Source organism: Desulfosarcina sp. BuS5 (assembly GCF_028752835.1).
Taxonomy (GTDB): domain Bacteria; phylum Desulfobacterota; class Desulfobacteria; order Desulfobacterales; family BuS5; genus BuS5.
Genome location: NZ_CP087952.1, coordinates 136,046 through 154,696 on the forward strand (window position 1 = coordinate 136,046; position 18,651 = coordinate 154,696).

At 43.1% G+C, this 18,651-nt stretch carries 19 protein-coding genes; 16 read left to right on the plus strand and 3 right to left on the minus strand.

Annotated features, from left to right (window positions below):
- Positions 1-9: 9 nt before the first annotated feature.
- The 6 genes from ribD to BuS5_RS00690 all read left to right on the plus strand — a co-directional run bounded on the left by ribD (position 10) and on the right by BuS5_RS00690 (position 4,681).
- Complete coding sequence (gene ribD / locus BuS5_RS00665; protein WP_027353429.1) at positions 10-1,113, plus strand: bifunctional diaminohydroxyphosphoribosylaminopyrimidine deaminase/5-amino-6-(5-phosphoribosylamino)uracil reductase RibD; 1,104 nt, start codon at positions 10-12, stop codon at positions 1,111-1,113.
- Positions 1,098-1,757 (plus strand): riboflavin synthase, encoded by a 660-nt coding sequence (locus tag BuS5_RS00670; protein WP_027353430.1) that lies wholly within the window; start codon positions 1,098-1,100, stop codon positions 1,755-1,757. The genes ribD and BuS5_RS00670 overlap by 16 nt, the downstream gene beginning before the upstream one ends.
- 79 nt (positions 1,758-1,836) lie before the next feature.
- Positions 1,837-3,054, plus strand: coding sequence for a bifunctional 3,4-dihydroxy-2-butanone-4-phosphate synthase/GTP cyclohydrolase II (locus tag BuS5_RS00675; RefSeq protein ID WP_027353431.1), 1,218 nt, complete (start codon positions 1,837-1,839; stop codon positions 3,052-3,054).
- A 27-nt stretch (positions 3,055-3,081) separates the two neighbouring features.
- Positions 3,082-3,555: a 6,7-dimethyl-8-ribityllumazine synthase gene (gene ribH, locus BuS5_RS00680; protein ID WP_027353432.1), complete on the plus strand. Its 474-nt coding sequence runs from the start codon at positions 3,082-3,084 to the stop codon at positions 3,553-3,555.
- A 2-nt stretch (positions 3,556-3,557) separates the two neighbouring features.
- Positions 3,558-3,986, plus strand: coding sequence for a transcription antitermination factor NusB (nusB, locus tag BuS5_RS00685; protein ID WP_027353433.1), 429 nt, complete (start codon positions 3,558-3,560; stop codon positions 3,984-3,986).
- A 68-nt stretch (positions 3,987-4,054) separates the two neighbouring features.
- Positions 4,055-4,681: an MBL fold metallo-hydrolase gene (locus BuS5_RS00690; protein WP_027353434.1), complete on the plus strand. Its 627-nt coding sequence runs from the start codon at positions 4,055-4,057 to the stop codon at positions 4,679-4,681.
- Between the two features lies 1 nt (position 4,682).
- On the opposite strand, the gene BuS5_RS00695 is transcribed toward BuS5_RS00690, so the two are convergent.
- From BuS5_RS00695 to BuS5_RS00705, 3 genes are all read right to left on the minus strand, one after another.
- Entirely contained in the window at positions 4,683-5,153 is a 471-nt protein-coding gene (locus tag BuS5_RS00695) for a hypothetical protein (RefSeq protein WP_027353435.1), read from the minus strand.
- Between the two features lie 149 nt (positions 5,154-5,302).
- Positions 5,303-6,004: a hypothetical protein gene (locus BuS5_RS00700; RefSeq protein ID WP_027353436.1), complete on the minus strand. Its 702-nt coding sequence runs from the start codon at positions 6,002-6,004 to the stop codon at positions 5,303-5,305.
- Positions 5,991-6,425 (minus strand): hypothetical protein, encoded by a 435-nt coding sequence (locus BuS5_RS00705; RefSeq protein ID WP_027353437.1) that lies wholly within the window; start codon positions 6,423-6,425, stop codon positions 5,991-5,993. The genes BuS5_RS00700 and BuS5_RS00705 overlap by 14 nt, the downstream gene beginning before the upstream one ends.
- A gap of 542 nt (positions 6,426-6,967) precedes the next feature.
- On the opposite strand from BuS5_RS00705, the gene BuS5_RS00710 reads away from it, so the two are divergent.
- The 10 genes from BuS5_RS00710 (at position 6,968) to BuS5_RS00755 (ending at position 18,625) form a co-directional block, all read left to right on the plus strand.
- Complete coding sequence (locus BuS5_RS00710) at positions 6,968-8,182, plus strand: trimethylamine--corrinoid methyltransferase (RefSeq protein ID WP_035264786.1); 1,215 nt, start codon at positions 6,968-6,970, stop codon at positions 8,180-8,182.
- A gap of 90 nt (positions 8,183-8,272) precedes the next feature.
- Positions 8,273-9,889, plus strand: a complete 1,617-nt coding sequence (gene asnB, locus BuS5_RS00715; RefSeq protein ID WP_027353439.1) for an asparagine synthase B — start codon at positions 8,273-8,275, stop codon at positions 9,887-9,889.
- A 15-nt stretch (positions 9,890-9,904) separates the two neighbouring features.
- The gene (locus BuS5_RS00720; RefSeq protein WP_274427933.1) at positions 9,905-10,759 is read left to right on the plus strand and encodes an MBL fold metallo-hydrolase; all 855 of its coding nucleotides are present in this window, start codon (positions 9,905-9,907) and stop codon (positions 10,757-10,759) included.
- A gap of 15 nt (positions 10,760-10,774) precedes the next feature.
- Entirely contained in the window at positions 10,775-11,953 is a 1,179-nt protein-coding gene (locus tag BuS5_RS00725) for a trimethylamine--corrinoid methyltransferase (protein WP_027353441.1), read from the plus strand.
- Between the two features lie 36 nt (positions 11,954-11,989).
- A complete protein-coding gene (locus BuS5_RS00730) occupies positions 11,990-12,625 on the plus strand; it encodes a corrinoid protein (RefSeq protein WP_027353442.1) in 636 nt (211 codons plus the stop codon).
- Positions 12,626-12,740: 115 nt separating this feature from the next.
- Positions 12,741-14,171 carry a trimethylamine methyltransferase family protein gene (locus BuS5_RS00735; protein ID WP_051374654.1) on the plus strand — a complete coding sequence of 477 codons (1,431 nt, stop codon included), beginning with the start codon at positions 12,741-12,743 and terminating at the stop codon, positions 14,169-14,171.
- 195 nt (positions 14,172-14,366) lie between these two features.
- The gene (locus BuS5_RS00740) at positions 14,367-15,161 is read left to right on the plus strand and encodes a methyltetrahydrofolate cobalamin methyltransferase (RefSeq protein WP_027353443.1); all 795 of its coding nucleotides are present in this window, start codon (positions 14,367-14,369) and stop codon (positions 15,159-15,161) included.
- A 3-nt stretch (positions 15,162-15,164) separates the two neighbouring features.
- Positions 15,165-17,012, plus strand: coding sequence for an ASKHA domain-containing protein (locus BuS5_RS00745; protein WP_027353444.1), 1,848 nt, complete (start codon positions 15,165-15,167; stop codon positions 17,010-17,012).
- 3 nt (positions 17,013-17,015) lie between these two features.
- Positions 17,016-17,732, plus strand: coding sequence for a hypothetical protein (locus BuS5_RS00750; protein ID WP_027353445.1), 717 nt, complete (start codon positions 17,016-17,018; stop codon positions 17,730-17,732).
- Positions 17,729-18,625 carry a nitrilase-related carbon-nitrogen hydrolase gene (locus tag BuS5_RS00755; RefSeq protein WP_027353446.1) on the plus strand — a complete coding sequence of 299 codons (897 nt, stop codon included), beginning with the start codon at positions 17,729-17,731 and terminating at the stop codon, positions 18,623-18,625. The genes BuS5_RS00750 and BuS5_RS00755 overlap by 4 nt, the downstream gene beginning before the upstream one ends.
- Positions 18,626-18,651: the final 26 nt, after the last annotated feature.

Consider the following 18,651-nt stretch of genomic DNA (forward strand, 5'->3'; position numbering starts at 1 on the left):
AATCTTTTTATGGACGACAGATACTTTATGAAAATGGCCCTTGGGATGGCTGTCAGGGGAGAAGGTTTTACATCCCCAAATCCTATGGTTGGCGCTGTTATTGTCAATGACGGTACGGTGGTGGGAATGGGATACCATAAGGCAGCGGGCGGAGCACATGCTGAAATTCATGCGATACGGGATGCAGGGTTATCAGCCAACGACGCAACTCTTTATGTTACCCTTGAACCCTGCAATCATACTGGCCGTACCCCTCCGTGTACTGTGAGCATAATTGATGCGGGGATAAAAAGAGTCGTTGTCGCGGCACGAGATCCTAACCCGGATGTAGAGGGCGGCGGCATTAAATTTTTACAACAGCACGGAATAGAAGTGGAAGCAGGTATCTGTGAAGATGAGGCTAAAAAGCTGAATGAGGTATTTAACAAATATATTATTACAAAACGTCCCTTTGTGACAGCAAAATGTGCGAGTACTTTAGACGGCCGCATAGCTACCAGAACATTCGATTCAAAGTGGATAACATGCCCTGAATCAAGGAGATTCGTGCATGGTCTTCGTCATGCCTGTGATGCAATCATGGTGGGCGTAGAAACCGTCAAACAGGATGATCCCAGTTTGACAACCCGGCTTGAAGGAAAAAAATCTCTGGATCCTGTCAGGATAATACTTGACACCAAGCTTTCAGTTCCTGAAAACGCTAAAATATTTCAGCTCGATTCCGCTGCCGACACTCTGATTATTACCGGAGATTCTGTTTCAAAAGAGAAAAAAGAGAAGATCGAGAAAAAGGGAGCCAGGGTAATAGAAGCGCCTGTAAAGGATGGTTTGATAAATCTTTATCAGCTGATGGATTATTTGGGTCATCTTGGAATTACAAGCCTGCTGATAGAGGGAGGCAGCCGGGTGAATGCATCTGCTTTCAGAGCCGGGATAGTCGATAAAATATGTTTTTTTTACGGACCCAGAATTCTTGGCGGAGATGATGGCGTTCCGGTGTGCAGGGGGCCCGGCCCGGCCCTGATGAAGGATTCCATACCAATTACAGGTGTCCGAGTGCGGCAGTTTGGCGATGATGTGATGGTGGAAGGTTATTTATGTTCACAGGAATAATAGAGGCGCTCGGAAAAATAAAGGGTATCCAAAAGTCGGGCAGAAGTATCCGTATGTCAATTGATGCAGGCTTTTCCCTTGATGAGACCAAGTTGGGAGACAGTATTTCCGTAAGCGGGGTATGCCTGACTGCTGTTGAGATTAACGGACGGATTTTTAAAATAGACATGTCGCCGGAAACATACGCAGTTACAAATTTTAGCAGGGCAAAGGTCGGGGATCGGGTTAATCTGGAACGGGCGCTGCGTCTGTGTGACCGCCTGGACGGCCACCTTGTTTCAGGGCATATTGACGGAACAGGAACAATCATCAGCATCAAAACCCTCGACAACGCAATTGTCATTACCATAGGGGCGACTGAAGCCCTGACACGCTATATGATCAAGAAGGGCTCGGTTGCTGTTGATGGTATCAGTCTCACAATCAATAATTGTACAAAAAACAGTTTTGAGATTACCATTATTCCGCACACGGCAAAGCTTACAACAATAGGCTTTAAAAAAACAGGCGACATAGTCAACATTGAGACAGACATGATAGGGAAATATGTGGAACGTTTTATGACTAAAAGTACCGGCGCTGAAAAAGGAGCAACCGATTCATCAATAGATATGCAGTTTCTGGCAAAAACAGGGTTTCTTTAAAAATTGAAACATTTAACAATTTGGTATAGATTTCAAGATTAATTATCTGAAAGTCTATTGCAGGAGATATTTAAGAAAAATGCCGTTAATAACAATAAAAGAGGCGCTTGATGATATACGAGCCGGGCGCATGGTGATCCTTGTAGATGATGAAGATCGTGAAAATGAGGGCGATCTTACTATGGCTGCTGAGTCAGTTACCCCTGAAGCAATTAATTTTATGGCAAAATACGGCCGCGGCTTAATCTGTCTTTCCCTGACAGAAGAAAAGGTGAAAGCGCTCGGATTGCCGATGATGGTCGACAAGAATACATCTCAGTTTGAAACAGGATTTACTGTTTCTATAGAGGCCAGATACGGAGTTACCACAGGGATATCGGCTGCTGACAGGGCGACCACAATTCTTGCCGCTGTAGCGGATGATGCAAGACCCCGCGATTTAGTGAAGCCTGGTCATGTTTTCCCGTTAAGGGCCAGAAACGGCGGCGTTATGGTCCGCGTGGGCCAGACGGAAGGTTCTGTGGATCTGGCGCGTCTTGCCGGGTTAAAACCTTCTGGAGTGATCTGTGAAATCATGAATGATGACGGCACAATGTCCAGAATGCCGCAACTGGAAAAGTTCAGCGAAGAGCATGGAATAGGTATTTGTACGGTTGCAGATATAGTGGAATACCGCATGCAGACCGAATCATTTGTGAAAATATCCGCAGAAACGACCATTCCTACCCGCTATGGAGGCGAATTCCGAATTATTGCGTATGAAAACTTGGTGGACGATTTGCTGCATATAGCGCTTGTGAAGGGAGAGGTTGATCCTGAAAAACCTGTTTTAGTCCGTGTTCATTCCGAATGTATGACAGGCGATATTTTCGGTTCCCGGAGATGTGACTGCGCTGGTCAGCTTCACAAGGCCATGGACATGATGGACAAGGAGGGGGCCGGTGTTCTGCTTTATTTGAGGCAGGAGGGCCGGGGGATCGGTCTGGTTAATAAGTTAAAGGCTTATGAACTACAGCAAAAATACGGTTTTGATACTGTAGAGGCGAATCTGAAGCTGGGGTTTAAGGATGATCTCAGGGATTATGGAATTGGAGCCCAGATACTGGTCAGTCTCGGTGTAAAAAAGATGAGACTATTGACCAATAATCCCAAGAAGATGATAGGTCTGGAAGGCTACGGATTAAGTATTGTCGAACAGGTCTGCATCGAAGTCGAGCCTAATGAATATAACAGGGGGTACCTTGAGTGCAAGAAACTTAAAATGGGTCACCTGCTTAATATGCATTCCGGAAAATAAAAGGGGAATAATGAAAGGGGAATAGAGATGGCTAATATAATTGAAGGTAAACTGCAGGCTGAGGGAAAAAAATTTGGGATTGTAGTGAGCCGTTTTAATAATTTTATTTCTGACAGATTGCTTGAGGGAGCTCTTGATGCCCTGATACGTTCAGGCGCCGGCGAAAAGGATATAGACATTGTAAAGGTTCCAGGAGCTTTTGAGATTCCTCTTCTTGCAAATAAGATGGCTCAGAAAGGAAAATATAATGCAGTGATATGTCTCGGAGCAGTAATTCGAGGCGCGACCCCACATTTTGACTATGTCTGCGCGGAAGCGACCAAGGGCATTTCAACTGTAAGTCTGAAGCATGATATCCCTGTTGTGCTCGGGATATTGACAACAGATACTATCGAACAGGCCATAGAGCGGGCAGGAACAAAGGCCGGCAATAAAGGTTGGGAGTGTGCCATATCTGCGGTGGAGATGGCAAATCTTATCGATGCCCTTGATCAGGGATAGATATGTCTGCCAGACGCAGGTCGCGAGAGCTTGCAATGCAGGCCCTTTTTTATAAGGATATGAGCCTTTGCAGCTCAAAAGATTGTATAGAACTTTTCCCCGGACACTTTAATGTTTCAAAGAGCGCCCGGCCTTTTTTTGAAAGAATTATAAAGGGCCTTGAGCAATTCGGTTCGGACATTGATTCTGTAATCGAGAGATTTTCCAGTAACTGGAAAATTAGTCGTATGGCTTGCGTAGACAGAAATATTGTGAGAATTGCGGTATATGAACTGCTTTATTGCGATGATATCCCTGCTAAAGTATCTATCAACGAAGCAGTGGATATTGGGAAAAAATTCGGCACCGAAGAAAGCGGGGCATTTATAAACGGAATTTTGGACAGCATACACAGGGCACACGAAAATAAAGAGATATCGATTTCCACATAAATAATTTTAATCTGTTATATCTATTATATAATCTATATTTCCTGAATTTCGGGATAATGGAGGACGTCTTGCTTATTAAAGATTTGACTGTAGGGCCTATTATGGCAAACTGTTATATTGTAGGTTGTGAAGAGACCGGGGAAGCGATTGTTATAGACCCCGGGGCGGAAGCAGACAGGATTCTCTTCTCTCTGGCGGAATCCGGACTTAAAGTAAAATATATTTTAAATACCCATGGCCACTTTGATCATGTGGGAGCAAATAAGATGTTGAAGGAGTCCACTGGCGCTGACCTGCTGATCCATCCCCTTGACGCTCCAATGTTGGGTGAACTTGCAGAAAATGCCGCTGCCTGGGGGCTTATGTCTGACAATTCCCCGCCTCCTGACAGAACTTTGGAAGATGGCGATACTGTTTCATTCGGTAATATTACATTCCAGATTATCCATACACCCGGCCATTCACCTGGAGGCATCTCCATTTATTCAGATGGGTATGTATTTGTTGGAGACACTCTCTTTGCCGGATCAATCGGGCGAACCGATTTCCCGGGGGGTAGTCATGAAACCCTTATTGCCAGTATCCGTAATAAACTGTTTGTTCTGGGAGATGATGTAAAAGTTTATCCCGGTCATATGGGAATTACAACAATAGGTCAGGAAAGACGTTATAATCCCTTTTGCGGGACAGGTTGAATCAGAATGCCCCCAGTTGGCATCCCGTGATTTTGATATTCATAGAATTGCAGAGTCGTCCTGCTGCAATTCTGGATATTTCAAATCTTGAAGCGATATCCCAGCAATCTTTACATCTTAATTTTTCGTGAACAAGCCTATCTGTAATCGCTTGTTTTAGATCTTTAGGCAAATTTTTGGGTAGATTTTTGGGCAGGTTATTATCTGCGGAACCTTCCGGTATTGCTTTATTCTTTTTTGTTTTATAACCGAAAAGACCAAGCTGGCATCCGATCAGTCTGCAGTTTATGCGATCGGCTGTTTTTCCGACCTGCTCCGCAGGCACTTCAAGTTTTTTTGCAATTTTAAAGGCTGCTTTGCATGGAAGGAGGTTGTTATTTATTAGTTTTGTGATTTCTTGCTTAATTATAATATCCGGTTTTAAATCCGAATTGTGCTTTGCTGCAAAGTTTTTTTTTGAATTAATTGTCATTGGGCCCTCCCAGGGAAAAACGGGAGACGTTAAATATTCAAATAACCCAGGTTTCCAGTCGACAACCTCTAACTATTTAACATTCCCCCTTTTTTTCAATGTCTAAAAAATATCAAGTATATATTCAAAGATGCCATAATCATACAATTTTAAATATTTAAAGCAATCCATTTTTTTAACAAGATATCCTGGATTATATATTTTCCATTTTTTATTAAAATTTCTTTCTCAGACAAACTTTTCAAGCACCGTGTGACAATGGAAGCTGTTTTAATATTAACGGTGATTAAAGCTTCTGCAAAAAAAAGGTTTTGTCCATCATTGAGCAATACAAGCTTTAATGTTTTTTTTTGATTGATGGATAGATTGTCCCACAGCATTTGACATTCAAGATGTTTTTGTTCAATCATAGAACGTTCAATTTTGCTTATCGTTGCATCATTCCAAGGAGTTTGCTTCAATTCTCTCCAGAGAAAAAAACAGAACAATTGAATATACATTGGGTGATTTTGAAATTGTTCAACAATCTGTTTTAAATTATCATTCTCAATGGAAAAATTTCCGCATTTAAACATTTTTTTCATCCAGAGAATATAATGCTTTGTTTCAATTTCTTTAAGCGGAAAACTTGCTGCCTGCTGATAAAAGGCTTTTTTTTGTGATTTGAACATTGCTGTAAGTAAATGCTGTTGACTTCCGGAGAAAATGTAACAGATATTAGAATGCTGCTGAACATAGGATCTTAATTGTTTTTCAAACAAATCAGCGTTTGTATATTTAGCCAATTCCTGGAACTCATCAAAAGCAATGACAATCTTCCTTTTCTCAGAAAATTTTTCAAGCAGTTCCATAAGGTTTTTTTAAAATCAAATTTTCATCCGCAGCCTTAAAAGATGGAGCAATGGTCGGTGAGCTTGTGGCTGGATCAATGCTTATTTGAAAAGAAAATTTGTTAATGCTGTTTTTCAAAAAGTTTAATAACTTGTTTGTATTTGATTCCAAAGCATTTAATTGTTGGAATACTCTTGTAATAAATTCTTTTTCAGAAGTCGTGCCGTAAAGATCTATATACAGCATTCCAATATCAAGCTTTTGTTCTTTTATGTTTTGAAAAACTTGCTTTATTAATGAACTTTTGCCTGTTCGTCTATGGGAGTACAGCAAAACGTTTTGTGAGGCCGTAATAAACTCAAGCAGTTCTCTTTGCTCTTTTATTCTGTTGCAAAAAGAGAGACCTGTTACAAAATTGCTGTAAGTAAAAGGGTTCTTCATTTCAGCTCCATAATTACACATATTAGCATAATAGATTATGTGAATAAAATATTACACTACGCGTGTAACGTCAAGATCAACGGCCCTGTTCACGTTTGGGTTATAAGTGTGGAAAAGCTCCTGGCTCTGTTAGTTTGACAATATGTTATCCATTCACCGTATTTTTATGGGTAAGAGTAAAAATACGTCAAGCCCTTTCAGGCTGTCAATAAAATTTTATTAATTTTAGAGGTACCCCCCCCGCAATAAACCGTTTTGCTCACAAAGTTACCAAAATTAGTCTACTAACAAGTCGATTAAAATATATTCTAAATATAATATATATTGTATTCAAACCTTTTTTAAATACCATTCTTAAGTAAGTTTTCCTTGATACTTACTATTTAATAGCTTATATAAACCTCACGGATAAGAATTCTTCTGTTTTTTTGTAAAAAATTAGTTTGAATAGGAAAATTTTTTTACCGTATTATAACTTGGTGTCTATTATGCATTCCTCCATCTTATTCCAGGTGGAGCTGTTTTTTCAGAGTGGGGAAATTGTGAATATCAGACAGGTCGATAAATCAAAATTATTATTAGGCAATAATACAGTTGAAATGCTCTTTCAGGCTCACAAGGATGCCTTATGGATACTGGAAAATTTGGGTGTAGGGTGTAAACAGCCGGACATGCAGGAAGCTTTTCAAAAATTTGAAGCGGAAGGGCTGGCGGTTGTTTATGAAAATCGGGTGTATATTATGTCTGACCTGGTTGAAAAATGCCTTAAAACGGTTCCCTCTGTTCCTGACTTCTTTGTGCCGCTGAACAGCTTTTTTATCGGTGGTACAGCCCCGTACATTTATGATGATAAGGCGGCTAAAGGAGGAGTTATTCCAACGGCCGCTCATGTGAAAAAAATTGTTCAAATAGCGGAGAAAAATAAGGTAGTTGCCGGTATGGGGCGTGGAGTAAAACTGAAAGATGAAGTTGAACAGATGAATATAATGGATGAAAACTGCTCTAAACCGCTCTATTTTGCAGTAACTTCGGATGCAGCCCTTGAAAGAGCCAAAAAGATTCATGAGAAGAGAAAAAATGTCATGATCGTGTTTTGCCTTACACGTCCCCCTTTGGAGGTTAATGAGAATTTTTCCGAACAATTTGTCAGGGTAGCAAAGGCCGGACTCCCTCTTTTCATTTCTGCCATGCCGATGGCCGGTATAAGCGCGCCATACTGTTATAATGGAGTTTTGTCCATGACCCATGCCGAGGTGCTGTTTGGGATCTGCGTAGCGCAATTGCTTAACCCTGGGACAACCTGCATTCATGCCGGATACCCGACCATTGCCGATCCACGGATTGAATACAACCCCAATTACGGCCTGATCAGTCATAACATGTTAAACATCTTAATGGCCCATATGAACCTTATGTTGGATCTTCCTTCGTTTCAGAGTGCCGGCACCACCCATGAAGAGCATCTTACGGATCGTGCATTTGACGATGCCGTGATGGGACAGGCCCTTTGTAAGAAATATGGGACTCACATGATCCGTCATCCGTTTGCCTTTCTCCGGTACCTAATTGATTTTTCATTTGCCAAACTGGAGAAGTGCATCCAAATCGCAGAAGAAGTCACAGCAGAGGATGCACCGGATTTCGAAATGCCGGTTTATGATGAAAGAAGTATGGAATCCATTCAAAATATCGGCTTAGGAATGTATATGGACGATTCGCTCACAACCGCCAACCTTGGAAAAATCTTTGTTGATTAATCGTCAAAACCCATAAGGACTTGACTCGATCGTTTTGACCGGAGTCATTACAAACAATATATTAAGGAACTGGGAATAAAGGAGTCACGAATGTGTGGAATTGCAGGATGTATTGGTGCAAGAGATGATGAAACCGTCAATAGAATGCTAGATGCCCTCCCCCATAGGGGGCCAAATGACAGGGGCATCCATCAATGCCAAAATATGGTATTCGGCCATACGCGCCTGTCTATTGTAGATGTTGCCATGGGCCACCAGCCCATTTTGGCAAACGGTGGGAATGCCGGCATCATTTGTAATGGAGAGATCTATAATTTCAATAAACTTAGAAAAACTCTTGCGCCTAAATTTCGCTTTAAAACCAAATCCGATTCCGAGGTCATACTCCACTCGTATCAAAAAAAAGGGTACGAATGTGTCAAAGATCTGGACGGTATGTTCGCCTTTGCCCTGTTTGATGGTGAAGATTACATGCTGGCAAGAGACCCGATTGGCATTAAGCCATTATATTACGGCTATCAAAGTGACAAAATGTACTTCAGCTCTGAGCTTAGTGCCATGAGCCATGCCGGCCTGGATCAAGTGCATGAATTCCCTGCGGGGCATTATTACACCCCTCAAGACGGATTCGTAAAATATTATGAGATCCCTAAAATTGAAGACCATCTTCTTACCGATATTGATGAAACCTGTGAGTTGATTCGTGAAACGTTTATTCGCTCCGTCAAAAAACGGCTGCTGGCCGATCCGGAAGTACCTGTGGGTTCGTTTTGCAGCGGAGGTCTTGACAGCAGTCTGGTGGCTGCCATTGCGGCTAAGGAGATTCCGAATCTGCATACATTTGTTGTCGGAATGGAAGATGAATTCGGTGATGTAAGCGATGATGTCAAGGCGGCCCGCATCGCTTCCAAACATATCGGCTCGACGCATCACGAAATGCTCTTTACAGAAGACGAATACTACGAAGCGCTTCCCATCGTAATCAAAAAACTGGAAAGCTATGACCCATCTCTGGTGCGATGTGCCATCCCATGCTATTTCACATGCAAAAAGGCTGCCGACTACGTCACCGTGGTACTTACGGGTGAAGGTGCAGACGAACTCTTTACCGGTTATCACTATATGAAACACTTTCCCTTTGACAAGCTCAACCCGGAGGCAAGACGCTGCATAGGCAATCTACATAATATTAATCTTCAAAGGGCCGACCGCATGGGCATGCTTTTCAGCCTGGAATTACGGGTGCCTTTTCTGGATGTGGAAATGATTGATCTTTCCATGAAAATTCCGCCGGAGCTTAAAATACGCGAACATAACGGGGCCAAGATAGAAAAATGGATTTTCCGAAAGGCATTTGAAGGGACCGGATACCTGCCTGATGATATCCTCTGGCGCTACAAGGTCCAGTATACCCAGGGGGCCGGCTGCGAGAGTCTGGGAGAAAGACTGGCAAAAAAACAGATAACCGAGGATGAATATGAACAGATCAAGGCGGACAACCCCAAGGCGACTATTAACAGCCCGGAAGCCGCTTATTATTTTAAGATTTTCCGCCAGTTTCATCCCCAAGACTCCATTCTCGGCTCCATAGGTATCTGGACCGGGTTTGATTTTGAGGAGGAAAGAGAACGGGTCCGGGGAACTATAGACGGGGATCTGAAACATAACCACAAGGAAAACGATAGTAAGGAACGTAAAGTTGCCTGAGCATTTTCGCTCACAATGCATATGAATTTAACAATATTAGGTTCCGGCGGATGTGCCGTAATCCCGAAACCATTATGCGGCTGCAATGTTTGCAGGGAGGCCAGAAGAAAAGGGCCTCCTTATGAAAGAACAGGCCCATGCGCCTATATTTCCGATTCGAACCTTTTGATCGATACTCCGGCCGAGGTTGCAACCCGTTTGAACCGTGGATTGATAGATGCAGTCGATTTTTTGACTTTTACTCATCTTGACCCTGACCATGTGGAAGGGTTCCGGGTTGTAGAGCAGATAGCACTCGACTTTCGCACCTGGGAGGCTTATCCGGACAAACAGATTCAATTGGTTTTGCCTGAGCTACTGATGGAACGGGTAAGGGATATACGATCGGTTTATGGTCCTTTGGTTGAATTTTATGAAAAACAAGGATTCATTAAATCCATTTCCTATAAAAACAGCATAAAAATCAAGCAGATCCTGGTATCTGCAATTCCTGTAGATCGTGGAAATCAGACGGTATATATATATATATTTGAAAAAGACGGCCGGAAAATAGTTTACGCTCCCTGTGATATCAAGCCTTTTCCTGAAGAAAAAAAAGAAGTACAGGATGCTGACCTTGTTGTTATTCAGCCCGGAATTTTTGAAGACGGGCTGAAGCATAATTTTAAATATCCTGATAATCATATTTCACGAACAACGCTATATACATTTGAAGAGACAATTGCGCTTTGCAAAAGAATTCGGGCCGCTAAAATTTTGTTTGTTCATCTCGAAGAATACTGGAATAGAAGCTATGCTGATTATTTTACAATGCAATCTGAATATGAAAATATTCAGTTCGCCTGGGATGGCATGCGGTTGAGAATTTGAGGATAAAATAAAACAATGAATATTGTAGACAATCAGTATCTGGAAAAAATACATACGGATGCCCTTGCGGTGCTCGAAGAGGTCGGGGTTAAATCTGTTTCAAATAAAGTTCGGAAAATCTTTGAAGACACCGGGCTGGCAGCCTATGACGAAACCACCGGCCATATCCATGTTCTTGCCCCCCTGGTTGAACAGGCTCTGACGACGATGCCCAAAAGGGACCAATACTGGATACCTGACAATTCATTCGGGGTCGGCGGCACCGCCCCTTTTTTATATGACGATAATACCGGCGAACTGGTAGTTCCGACTTTTGAGCATGTTGCAAAGATTTCGCAAATTGTCAATCAGACCTACGTGGTCGATTTTATGGCGCGTGGCGTGCTGATACCCAAGCAGGAAGCAAAGGTTATGGATACAATTATCGCCAATTGTGAAAAACCGATCTATGTGGCGGCTCTCACAGAGGAGGGGATTGCAAGGGCGCAGCAGATTTATGAATCAAGGGGTAAGCTTACAATCCAGTTTTCCATTATAAACAGTCCGCTTAACATTATTGAAAGCATGGTCGACCCATTTTTGTCCTGTGTTGAAAAAGGGATACCGATTTATGTTTCCACGATGCCGATGGCGGGACTCTCGGCGCCCTATTCCATGTCGAGCCTGCTTACCCTGACCCATGCAGAGGCTCTTTTCGGAATTACTCTGGCCCAACTGGTAAATCCCGGTATTATGACGGTACATGCAGGGCTGCCCTCGGTCGCCAGTATTAAAAACAACTATGCGGTTGATATGGGCCTTGTTTCATTTAATATCGCCAACCTTTTGATGGAAAAGGTCAACAGCCGGCTGAATCTTCCTTCAATTCAGACCGCCTGTACCACCAGTCAGGAAAAACCGAATGAAATTGCAGAAAAAGAAGCTGTTTGCGGTTATGCTTTGATGAAGAAATATGGATTTCATCAAATGCGGCATGCTTTTGGATTTTTAAAGGAGCTGGTTTCGTTTTCCATAGCAAAGCTGGAAAGGCATATAGAACTTTGCCGGCAGACAGGCCCGGAGTTGGCGCCGGATTATCAGATTGACCCGTATGATCCTGAAGGGCTGGAAGCAATCAAGCGGAACAGCAGCCAACCCAATTATATGCGTGATGATCACACTTTAAAAAATACGGGAAAAGTTTTTTTGGTTTAATATTTTTATCAAAGTCAGGTAAGAGAGGTAATAAAAATGGATAAGATACAGCCCCTTATAGATGCTGTAATCAATGGGGATGAGGATAAAGTTAAAGTGATAGTACTGGAAGGAATAACCAAAGGGGAAAAAGCGGCTGACATTATGAACAAGGGGCTTATCGCCGCGATGGACATAGTGGGTGGAAAGATGGAAGCAGAAGATATGTTTATTCCTGAAGTCCTGATGTCGGCAAGGGCTATGAAAGCAGGTGTAAATGCTCTTCAACCTCACTTGACCAAAGACGATGCCAAGGACTTGGGCGTAGTGGTTATCGGTTCCGCCCAGGGGGATCTTCATGATATTGGTAAAAATCTTGTAAAAATGCTTATGGAAGGCGGCGGCTTTTCGGTTATTGATTTAGGCACGGATGTTAAGCCGGAAAAGTTCCTGGAAGCGGTTCGTGAAAACAATGCTGACATTGTCGGAATATCCGCCTTACTGACAACAACCATGCTCAGCATGAAAAATGTCATTGAAGCTCTGGAATCAGCAGGTCTTCGCGATCAGGTAAAAGTTCTTGTAGGAGGCGCTCCGGTTACCAAAGAGTATGCTGAGGAAATCGGCGCTGATTGTTATGGGGCTGACGCAGGGTCAGCCGTAAGAATTGCGAAATCACTTCTTTACAAATAATTTAGAAAATTTGTAACAGTTTACTATTTTAATCTGATCACACCTTAAAGCTTGTAGACAATCAGCTTCTTTCAAAAGACCAAACTTTTACTAAAAATTTAGGAGAAAAAATATAATGGCAAATATTTGCAGCCATCAGCAGGCGTTAAATAGTCCGTATGCAGGTAAAGTTTCCGAAGGGCAATGCCAAAAACTATACTGGGCCTGTCTGGAAATTTTGGAACGTACCGGTGTGTCCCTGCATGATCAGGAAGCAGTGGATCTTTGTAAAAAAGCCGGAGCGCTTGTAACCGACGGAAACCGGGTGCGGATTCCGTCCGGCCTGGTAGAAAAGGCATTCAGCACAGTGCCCAAAAGCATAACTTTGTATGACCGAGCCGGCAACCGGGCAATGCAAGTGGGAGGGCATCGCTGTTATTTCGGAACAGGTTCTGATTGTCTTCATCTTTTGGATCACCGTAGCGGAAAACGGCGGCGGGCTGTTTTAAAGGATATCGTTGAAGGCATGATTGTTTGTGACGCGCTGGAAAATATAGATTTTGTGATGTGCATGTTCCTGCCCTCAGATGTGCCTCAGGAAAAATTAGACCGTTATGAAATGGAGGCCATGCTTAACAATACAACCAAGCCGGTTGTTTATGTGACAACAGAGTTTTTCGGCTGCCGGGATGCTGTTAAAATGGCTGAAATTGTGACTGGAGGAGCTGATACGCTGCGCCACAACCCATTTGCAGTCTGCTATATCAATGTTACAACCGGCTTACGGCATAATAAAGAAGCCTTGCAAAAGCTTCTTTATCTCTCCGGCAAGGGGCTGCCTTTTACCTATATCCCTTCTGCCCAGGGAGGAGTGACTGCTCCTATTACAATTGCGGGCGCTATGGCTGCCAACTATGCCGGCGTTCTGGCAGGCCTGGTACTATCTCAATTAAAACGTGAAGGCGCTCCGTTTATTATACCTGGCTGGGGGGGCAATATGCTGGACATGAAAACAATGGTGCAGCCCTATGCTGACCCGCAAAAAAGGGGACAGGCTATCGATTTTGGCCATTACCTGGGGCTTCCAATGTTTAGCTTGGCAGGATGCAGTGAATCAAAATTGGTGGATCAGCAGGCCGCGGCTGAAGCAGCGCTTACCCTTTATTCTGATGTCTTGTTCGGCGGCAATCTTATCCATGATGTGGGGTACCTGGAGTCCGGCCTGAGCGGTTCTTTGCCCCAGCTTGTGATCTGCAATGAAATTTTAAGCTGGCTGGAAGCTTTTATGAAAGGAATTGAAATAAACGAAGAGACTCTGGCGCTTGATGTGATTGATGAGATTGGACCTGACGGGCAATATCTTGATCACCCGCACACCGCCAGACACTTCCGGGACCGCTGGTATCCAAAGCTTTTTGAGAGATCAAACTATGATGGCTGGGAAAATAAAGGGGGAAGTTCATTAGGGGAGCGGGCCGTCGGTAATGTGGATAAAATACTGGCGGAACATAAACCGGAACCGCTGCCTGACGATATTGCCAAGGCTGTCAGGGCAGTATTTGAATAACCGTTCATTCTTCTCAGGTTGAACCTATAGATTGTCAGATAAATAATTTCACTGCGTTATCGGTCGTCGGGGTAGAGACGCAAAATTTTGCGTCTCTACCCTGGCCTTGTGCCAAATTTTAAAATCAGGTTATTATGTGACAATCTATAAGGGCTCGCTCAAAAACCCTGAACCAGTAAAAAGGATTACCAAAAAATGATTATTATCGGTGAACTAATTAATACCAGCCGGAAAAGCATTGCCGCTATGGTGAAAGAACAGGATCAACCCGGAATACAGAAAGTGGCTTGCGACCAGTCAGCCAATGGCGCAAATTATATAGATGTAAACGCGGGAACATTTGTGGATAGTGAAGCGGAGCGTCTTAAATGGCTTATAACAACTGTGCAGAGTAAAACCGACTGCTCCTGCTGCATAGACAGTCCGAATCCTTCAGCTGTTGAAGCGGCACTGTCTGTTCATAAAGGACAGGCCATGATAAACTCCATTTCGCTTGAAAAAAAAAGATATGACGCCTTGCTTCCTATAATCGCCGGAACCGGCCTGAAGGTTATCGCTTTATGTATGAGCGATGAGGGTATGCCCGAGACTGCTGATGAACGGTTGAATATTGCTGATAAACTTGTAAACGGACTGGTGAAAAACAATGTTTTGCCGGAAAATATTTTTATCGATCCGCTGGTGCAGCCGGTGGCCGTCCGGACGAATTATGGGGTGGAGTTTCTGGATGCGCTTGAAAAGATAAAGACAGCTTTAAAAGGTGTTCATACTGTTTGCGGACTATCAAATATCTCTTACGGACTTCCGGCGCGCAAGCTTATGAACAGAACCTTTATGGCTATGGCTATAGCAAAAGGGCTTGATGCCGCCATAATCAACCCTCTTGACAATAAAATTATGGCAAATATTTCAGCAGCTCTTGCGCTTGTGGAAAAAGATGATTTTTGCATGAATTACATCAAAGCGTACCGGGCGGGCAAACTTGCATAAATAGTGCATAATATCGTTTTTAAAAATACAGGGGAATCAATAGCTGTTGAACATGCAACAACTATCCTGGAAGCATTGCAGCAGCGCTCCTTTTTTGTAAGAAGCGATTGCGGCGCTAAAGGTTTATGCGGCAAATGCGTTGTAAATGCCGGCCCCTCAAAAAATTTATCACCTGTAACTGAATCTGAAACCACACTTCTTACCCTTGATCAGCTTGCCTCCAACTGCCGCCTTGCCTGCCAGGCCAAAATAACGGGGGACATTACAGTATCTGTTCTTGAAGAGAGTGATAGCGGCAAAGGAATCGAGGCAAAAACAGACATTAGAAAAAAATATTTTACCAATCCCCTGGTTGAACGGATTTTCGTGCCGCGGGTTCAGGTTCCTGTTGATAATAACGGGGTTTGTTTTGATCTGGCAGGTCTGATTTTAAACAGAGCATCCACGGTTCAAAAAGAAAAAATTTTTTTCAAAGAACCGGAAGTCCTGCGCCAGCTGGCCGGTCTTTCGGAAACTGAAAAAGAAATTACGCTGGTTTTTCATCGCCAAAAGGGTATTACTGCTGTGCTACCCGGTACAAGGGAGCCCTGCCTTGGACTATCCGTTGATCTGGGAACTACGACAATAGCTGTATATTTATGCGATTTTAAAACCGGTAAACTTCTATCAGCAAAATCAACCGCCAATCCACAGAGGTGTTACGGGGAAGATATTATAAGCCGAATAGCGGCAACAGGGCAGGCACCCGGAAATTTAAAAAAAATGCAGTCTCTCGTGGTGGAGGCAATCAATTCGACTGTCAATCTGTGCCTTGTAGAAGCAGGTTTTTCCAGTCTTGATATTGATGAAGCCGTTGTGGCCGGCAATACAACCATGGAGCAGATTTTTGCGGGTTTCCATCCCCGGGGGCTTGGCCGAGCGCCCTTTTTTCCTGTAAGCAGGCTTCTGCCTGATCTGAAGGCCGCTGATTTAGGGTTGAATCTGAATCCCGGCACAAATATTCATCTTTTCCCGGTCATATCAGGATTTATCGGCGGTGATACCCTGGGTGTGATGTTGACTGAAGATGTCTATAATTGTAATGAAAATCTTCTTGTTATTGATATAGGAACCAACAGCGAACTGGTTTTAAGCACACACGCCGAAATATGGGCTGCCAGTTGCGCTACTGGTCCGGCTTTCGAAGGCGGTCAGATTTCCTGTGGAACGAGAGCCGTTCCCGGAGCAATTTACAAAGTTGAGATCGACCCTGAAACCCGTGGCTTTGCGTACCGCGTTCTGGGAGAAAGTAAGCATGCGGAGCCGACCGGAATTTGCGGTTCCGGCATAATCGATGCCATTGCGGCTATGCGAAAGACCAGGTTAATTCTGGAAAGCGGCTCGTTCAATAAAAAAATGCCGGAAGTTATCTTTAAAGAAAAAGCGGCCAAACAAAAGGTAGTCCTTATTAATAAAGAAAAAAACAAAGCCGGATTAGAAATAGCCATTACTCTCAGAGATGTCAGACAAATTCAATTAGCCAAGGCCGCCATGTGTGCCGGAATTGAGCTGTTGATGGAAAAAGCTAAATGCAGACGTCTGGACAGGACTGTTTTAACCGGAGCCTTTGGAGCTCAATTTAATTGGAAAAATGCGGCTGTTATTGGTATGCTGCCTGAGGCTGTCGCAAACAGCAAGATTATGCCTGAAAATAATTTGGCCGGCGCGGGCTGTATCATGGCGCTTCTGAACAAGAAGAAAAGAAGAGAGGCTGTCAGGTTTTTAGACCATGTACAATTTACGGAACTTGCAACCGAGCCTGATTTTTCTGCAAAGTTTGAACAAGCTTTATTATTTCCGCCTATAGCGTAGCGAATGACTGTTTTATCTGATATTAAAATCAAGCTTGATACCGAAGAATTGACAGCTTATCTTCATGAAGGTAAATCTTCCCGAAAACTGGTAACCAAAGCCGAAGAAGTCCTTAATGAATCAAAAAATCTATTGCAACCGGCCGCAGCGTATGAGCAAATAAAAATTTTGGAAGTAACTAATAACGCTGTTCTTTGTTCCGGTATAAATGCCCCCAAAGTATGGCTGAACATAGGGCAGTGTTCTGAGCTTATGAAAAAGGCGGCAGCGGCAATAACAAGTGTGGTTACTATCGGCTTTGAACTTGATAAAAGGGTAAAAAATTTGAATCTTCAGGGTGATTACCTGTCAGCCTGGTTGATGGATGCTATCGGACTGATCGCTTTGGAGCAAGCTGTTTCGAAAATACAGCGTACCGCCGTAATCGAAGCTAAAAAAAATATGTGGAGGACCGGGCCTTTTTTAAGCCCCGGCTCAATTGACGGCTGGCCATTATCCGAGCAAAAAAAGTTCTGCTCTCTTGTTCCCATTGATCGAATAGACGTTCAGCTCAACAAATCGAATGTTCTTGTGCCTCTCAAGTCTGTTTCCGGAATCATTGGAATCGGACCGGAATATTCTTCGGGTAAAATCGAATCGATCTGCCGGTTTTGCGCGCAGTCTTCTTCCTGCCGCATAAGAGCGGCCAAGCTTAAAATGAAATTGCGAGGTTGTGAATGAAAGTTGTTATATATCAGACGAATCCGGTTTTGCTGGATATAAAAACCAATCTTGAAAAGATAATCTCAAAAATTCAGATAGGCAAGGGAAAAGGAGCCAACCTTATTGTGTTTCCCGAACTTGCCCTGACCGGATATTTTGTCGGGCAAGATTACCATAAAGTCGCGCTGAAAATCGATTCTCCTGAAATCAAACGGCTTGCGAAGGCTAGCAAAGGGACTGCGGTAGTAGTCGGGTTTATAGAAGAATCGTTATCAATGAATTTTTATAATGCCGCGCTGATAGCAGTAGACGGAGAGGTTCGGTTTGCTTATCGCAAGCTCAATTTGCCCAATTACGGAGTTTTTGAAGAACGAAAATTTTTTTCAAACGGCAAGCGTGTGGTTGTTTTTAAGCTTTATGGATTCAATGTTGCCGTTTTTATTTGCAACGATATGTGGCATCCGTCTCTTCCTTACCTCGGCGTAACCCAAAAAGCAGATATTTTTATCACCATTTTCAACTCATCAAAGGGATCTATGACGAGTGAATTCGAAAATATAGAAAGCTGGGAAATTATTAACAAGTTTTATTCACGTATTTTCGGTGTTTACAATATATGCGCAAATCGTGTAGGTGAAGAATGCTCTGCAGAAAATAGAAACACAGATGATCTTGCTGCAAACCAATATACCGACAGTTGTTTGGAAAATAGAAAAAAATACAATTTCTGGGGAGGTAGCGAAATTATCAATCCATACGGTCAGCTAATACAGAAAGGAGCTTTTTATCAGGAAGATGAAATCATCGGTAAAATTTCAAAGGATCTTCTTCGTCGAAAAAAGATAATTCTTCCCTATCTGAGAAATGATGATCCCTATTTTACGCAGCGAGAGTTAGCGCGCATTCTATAAAAAAAGTGAAGCTTTTGATCCTTTTG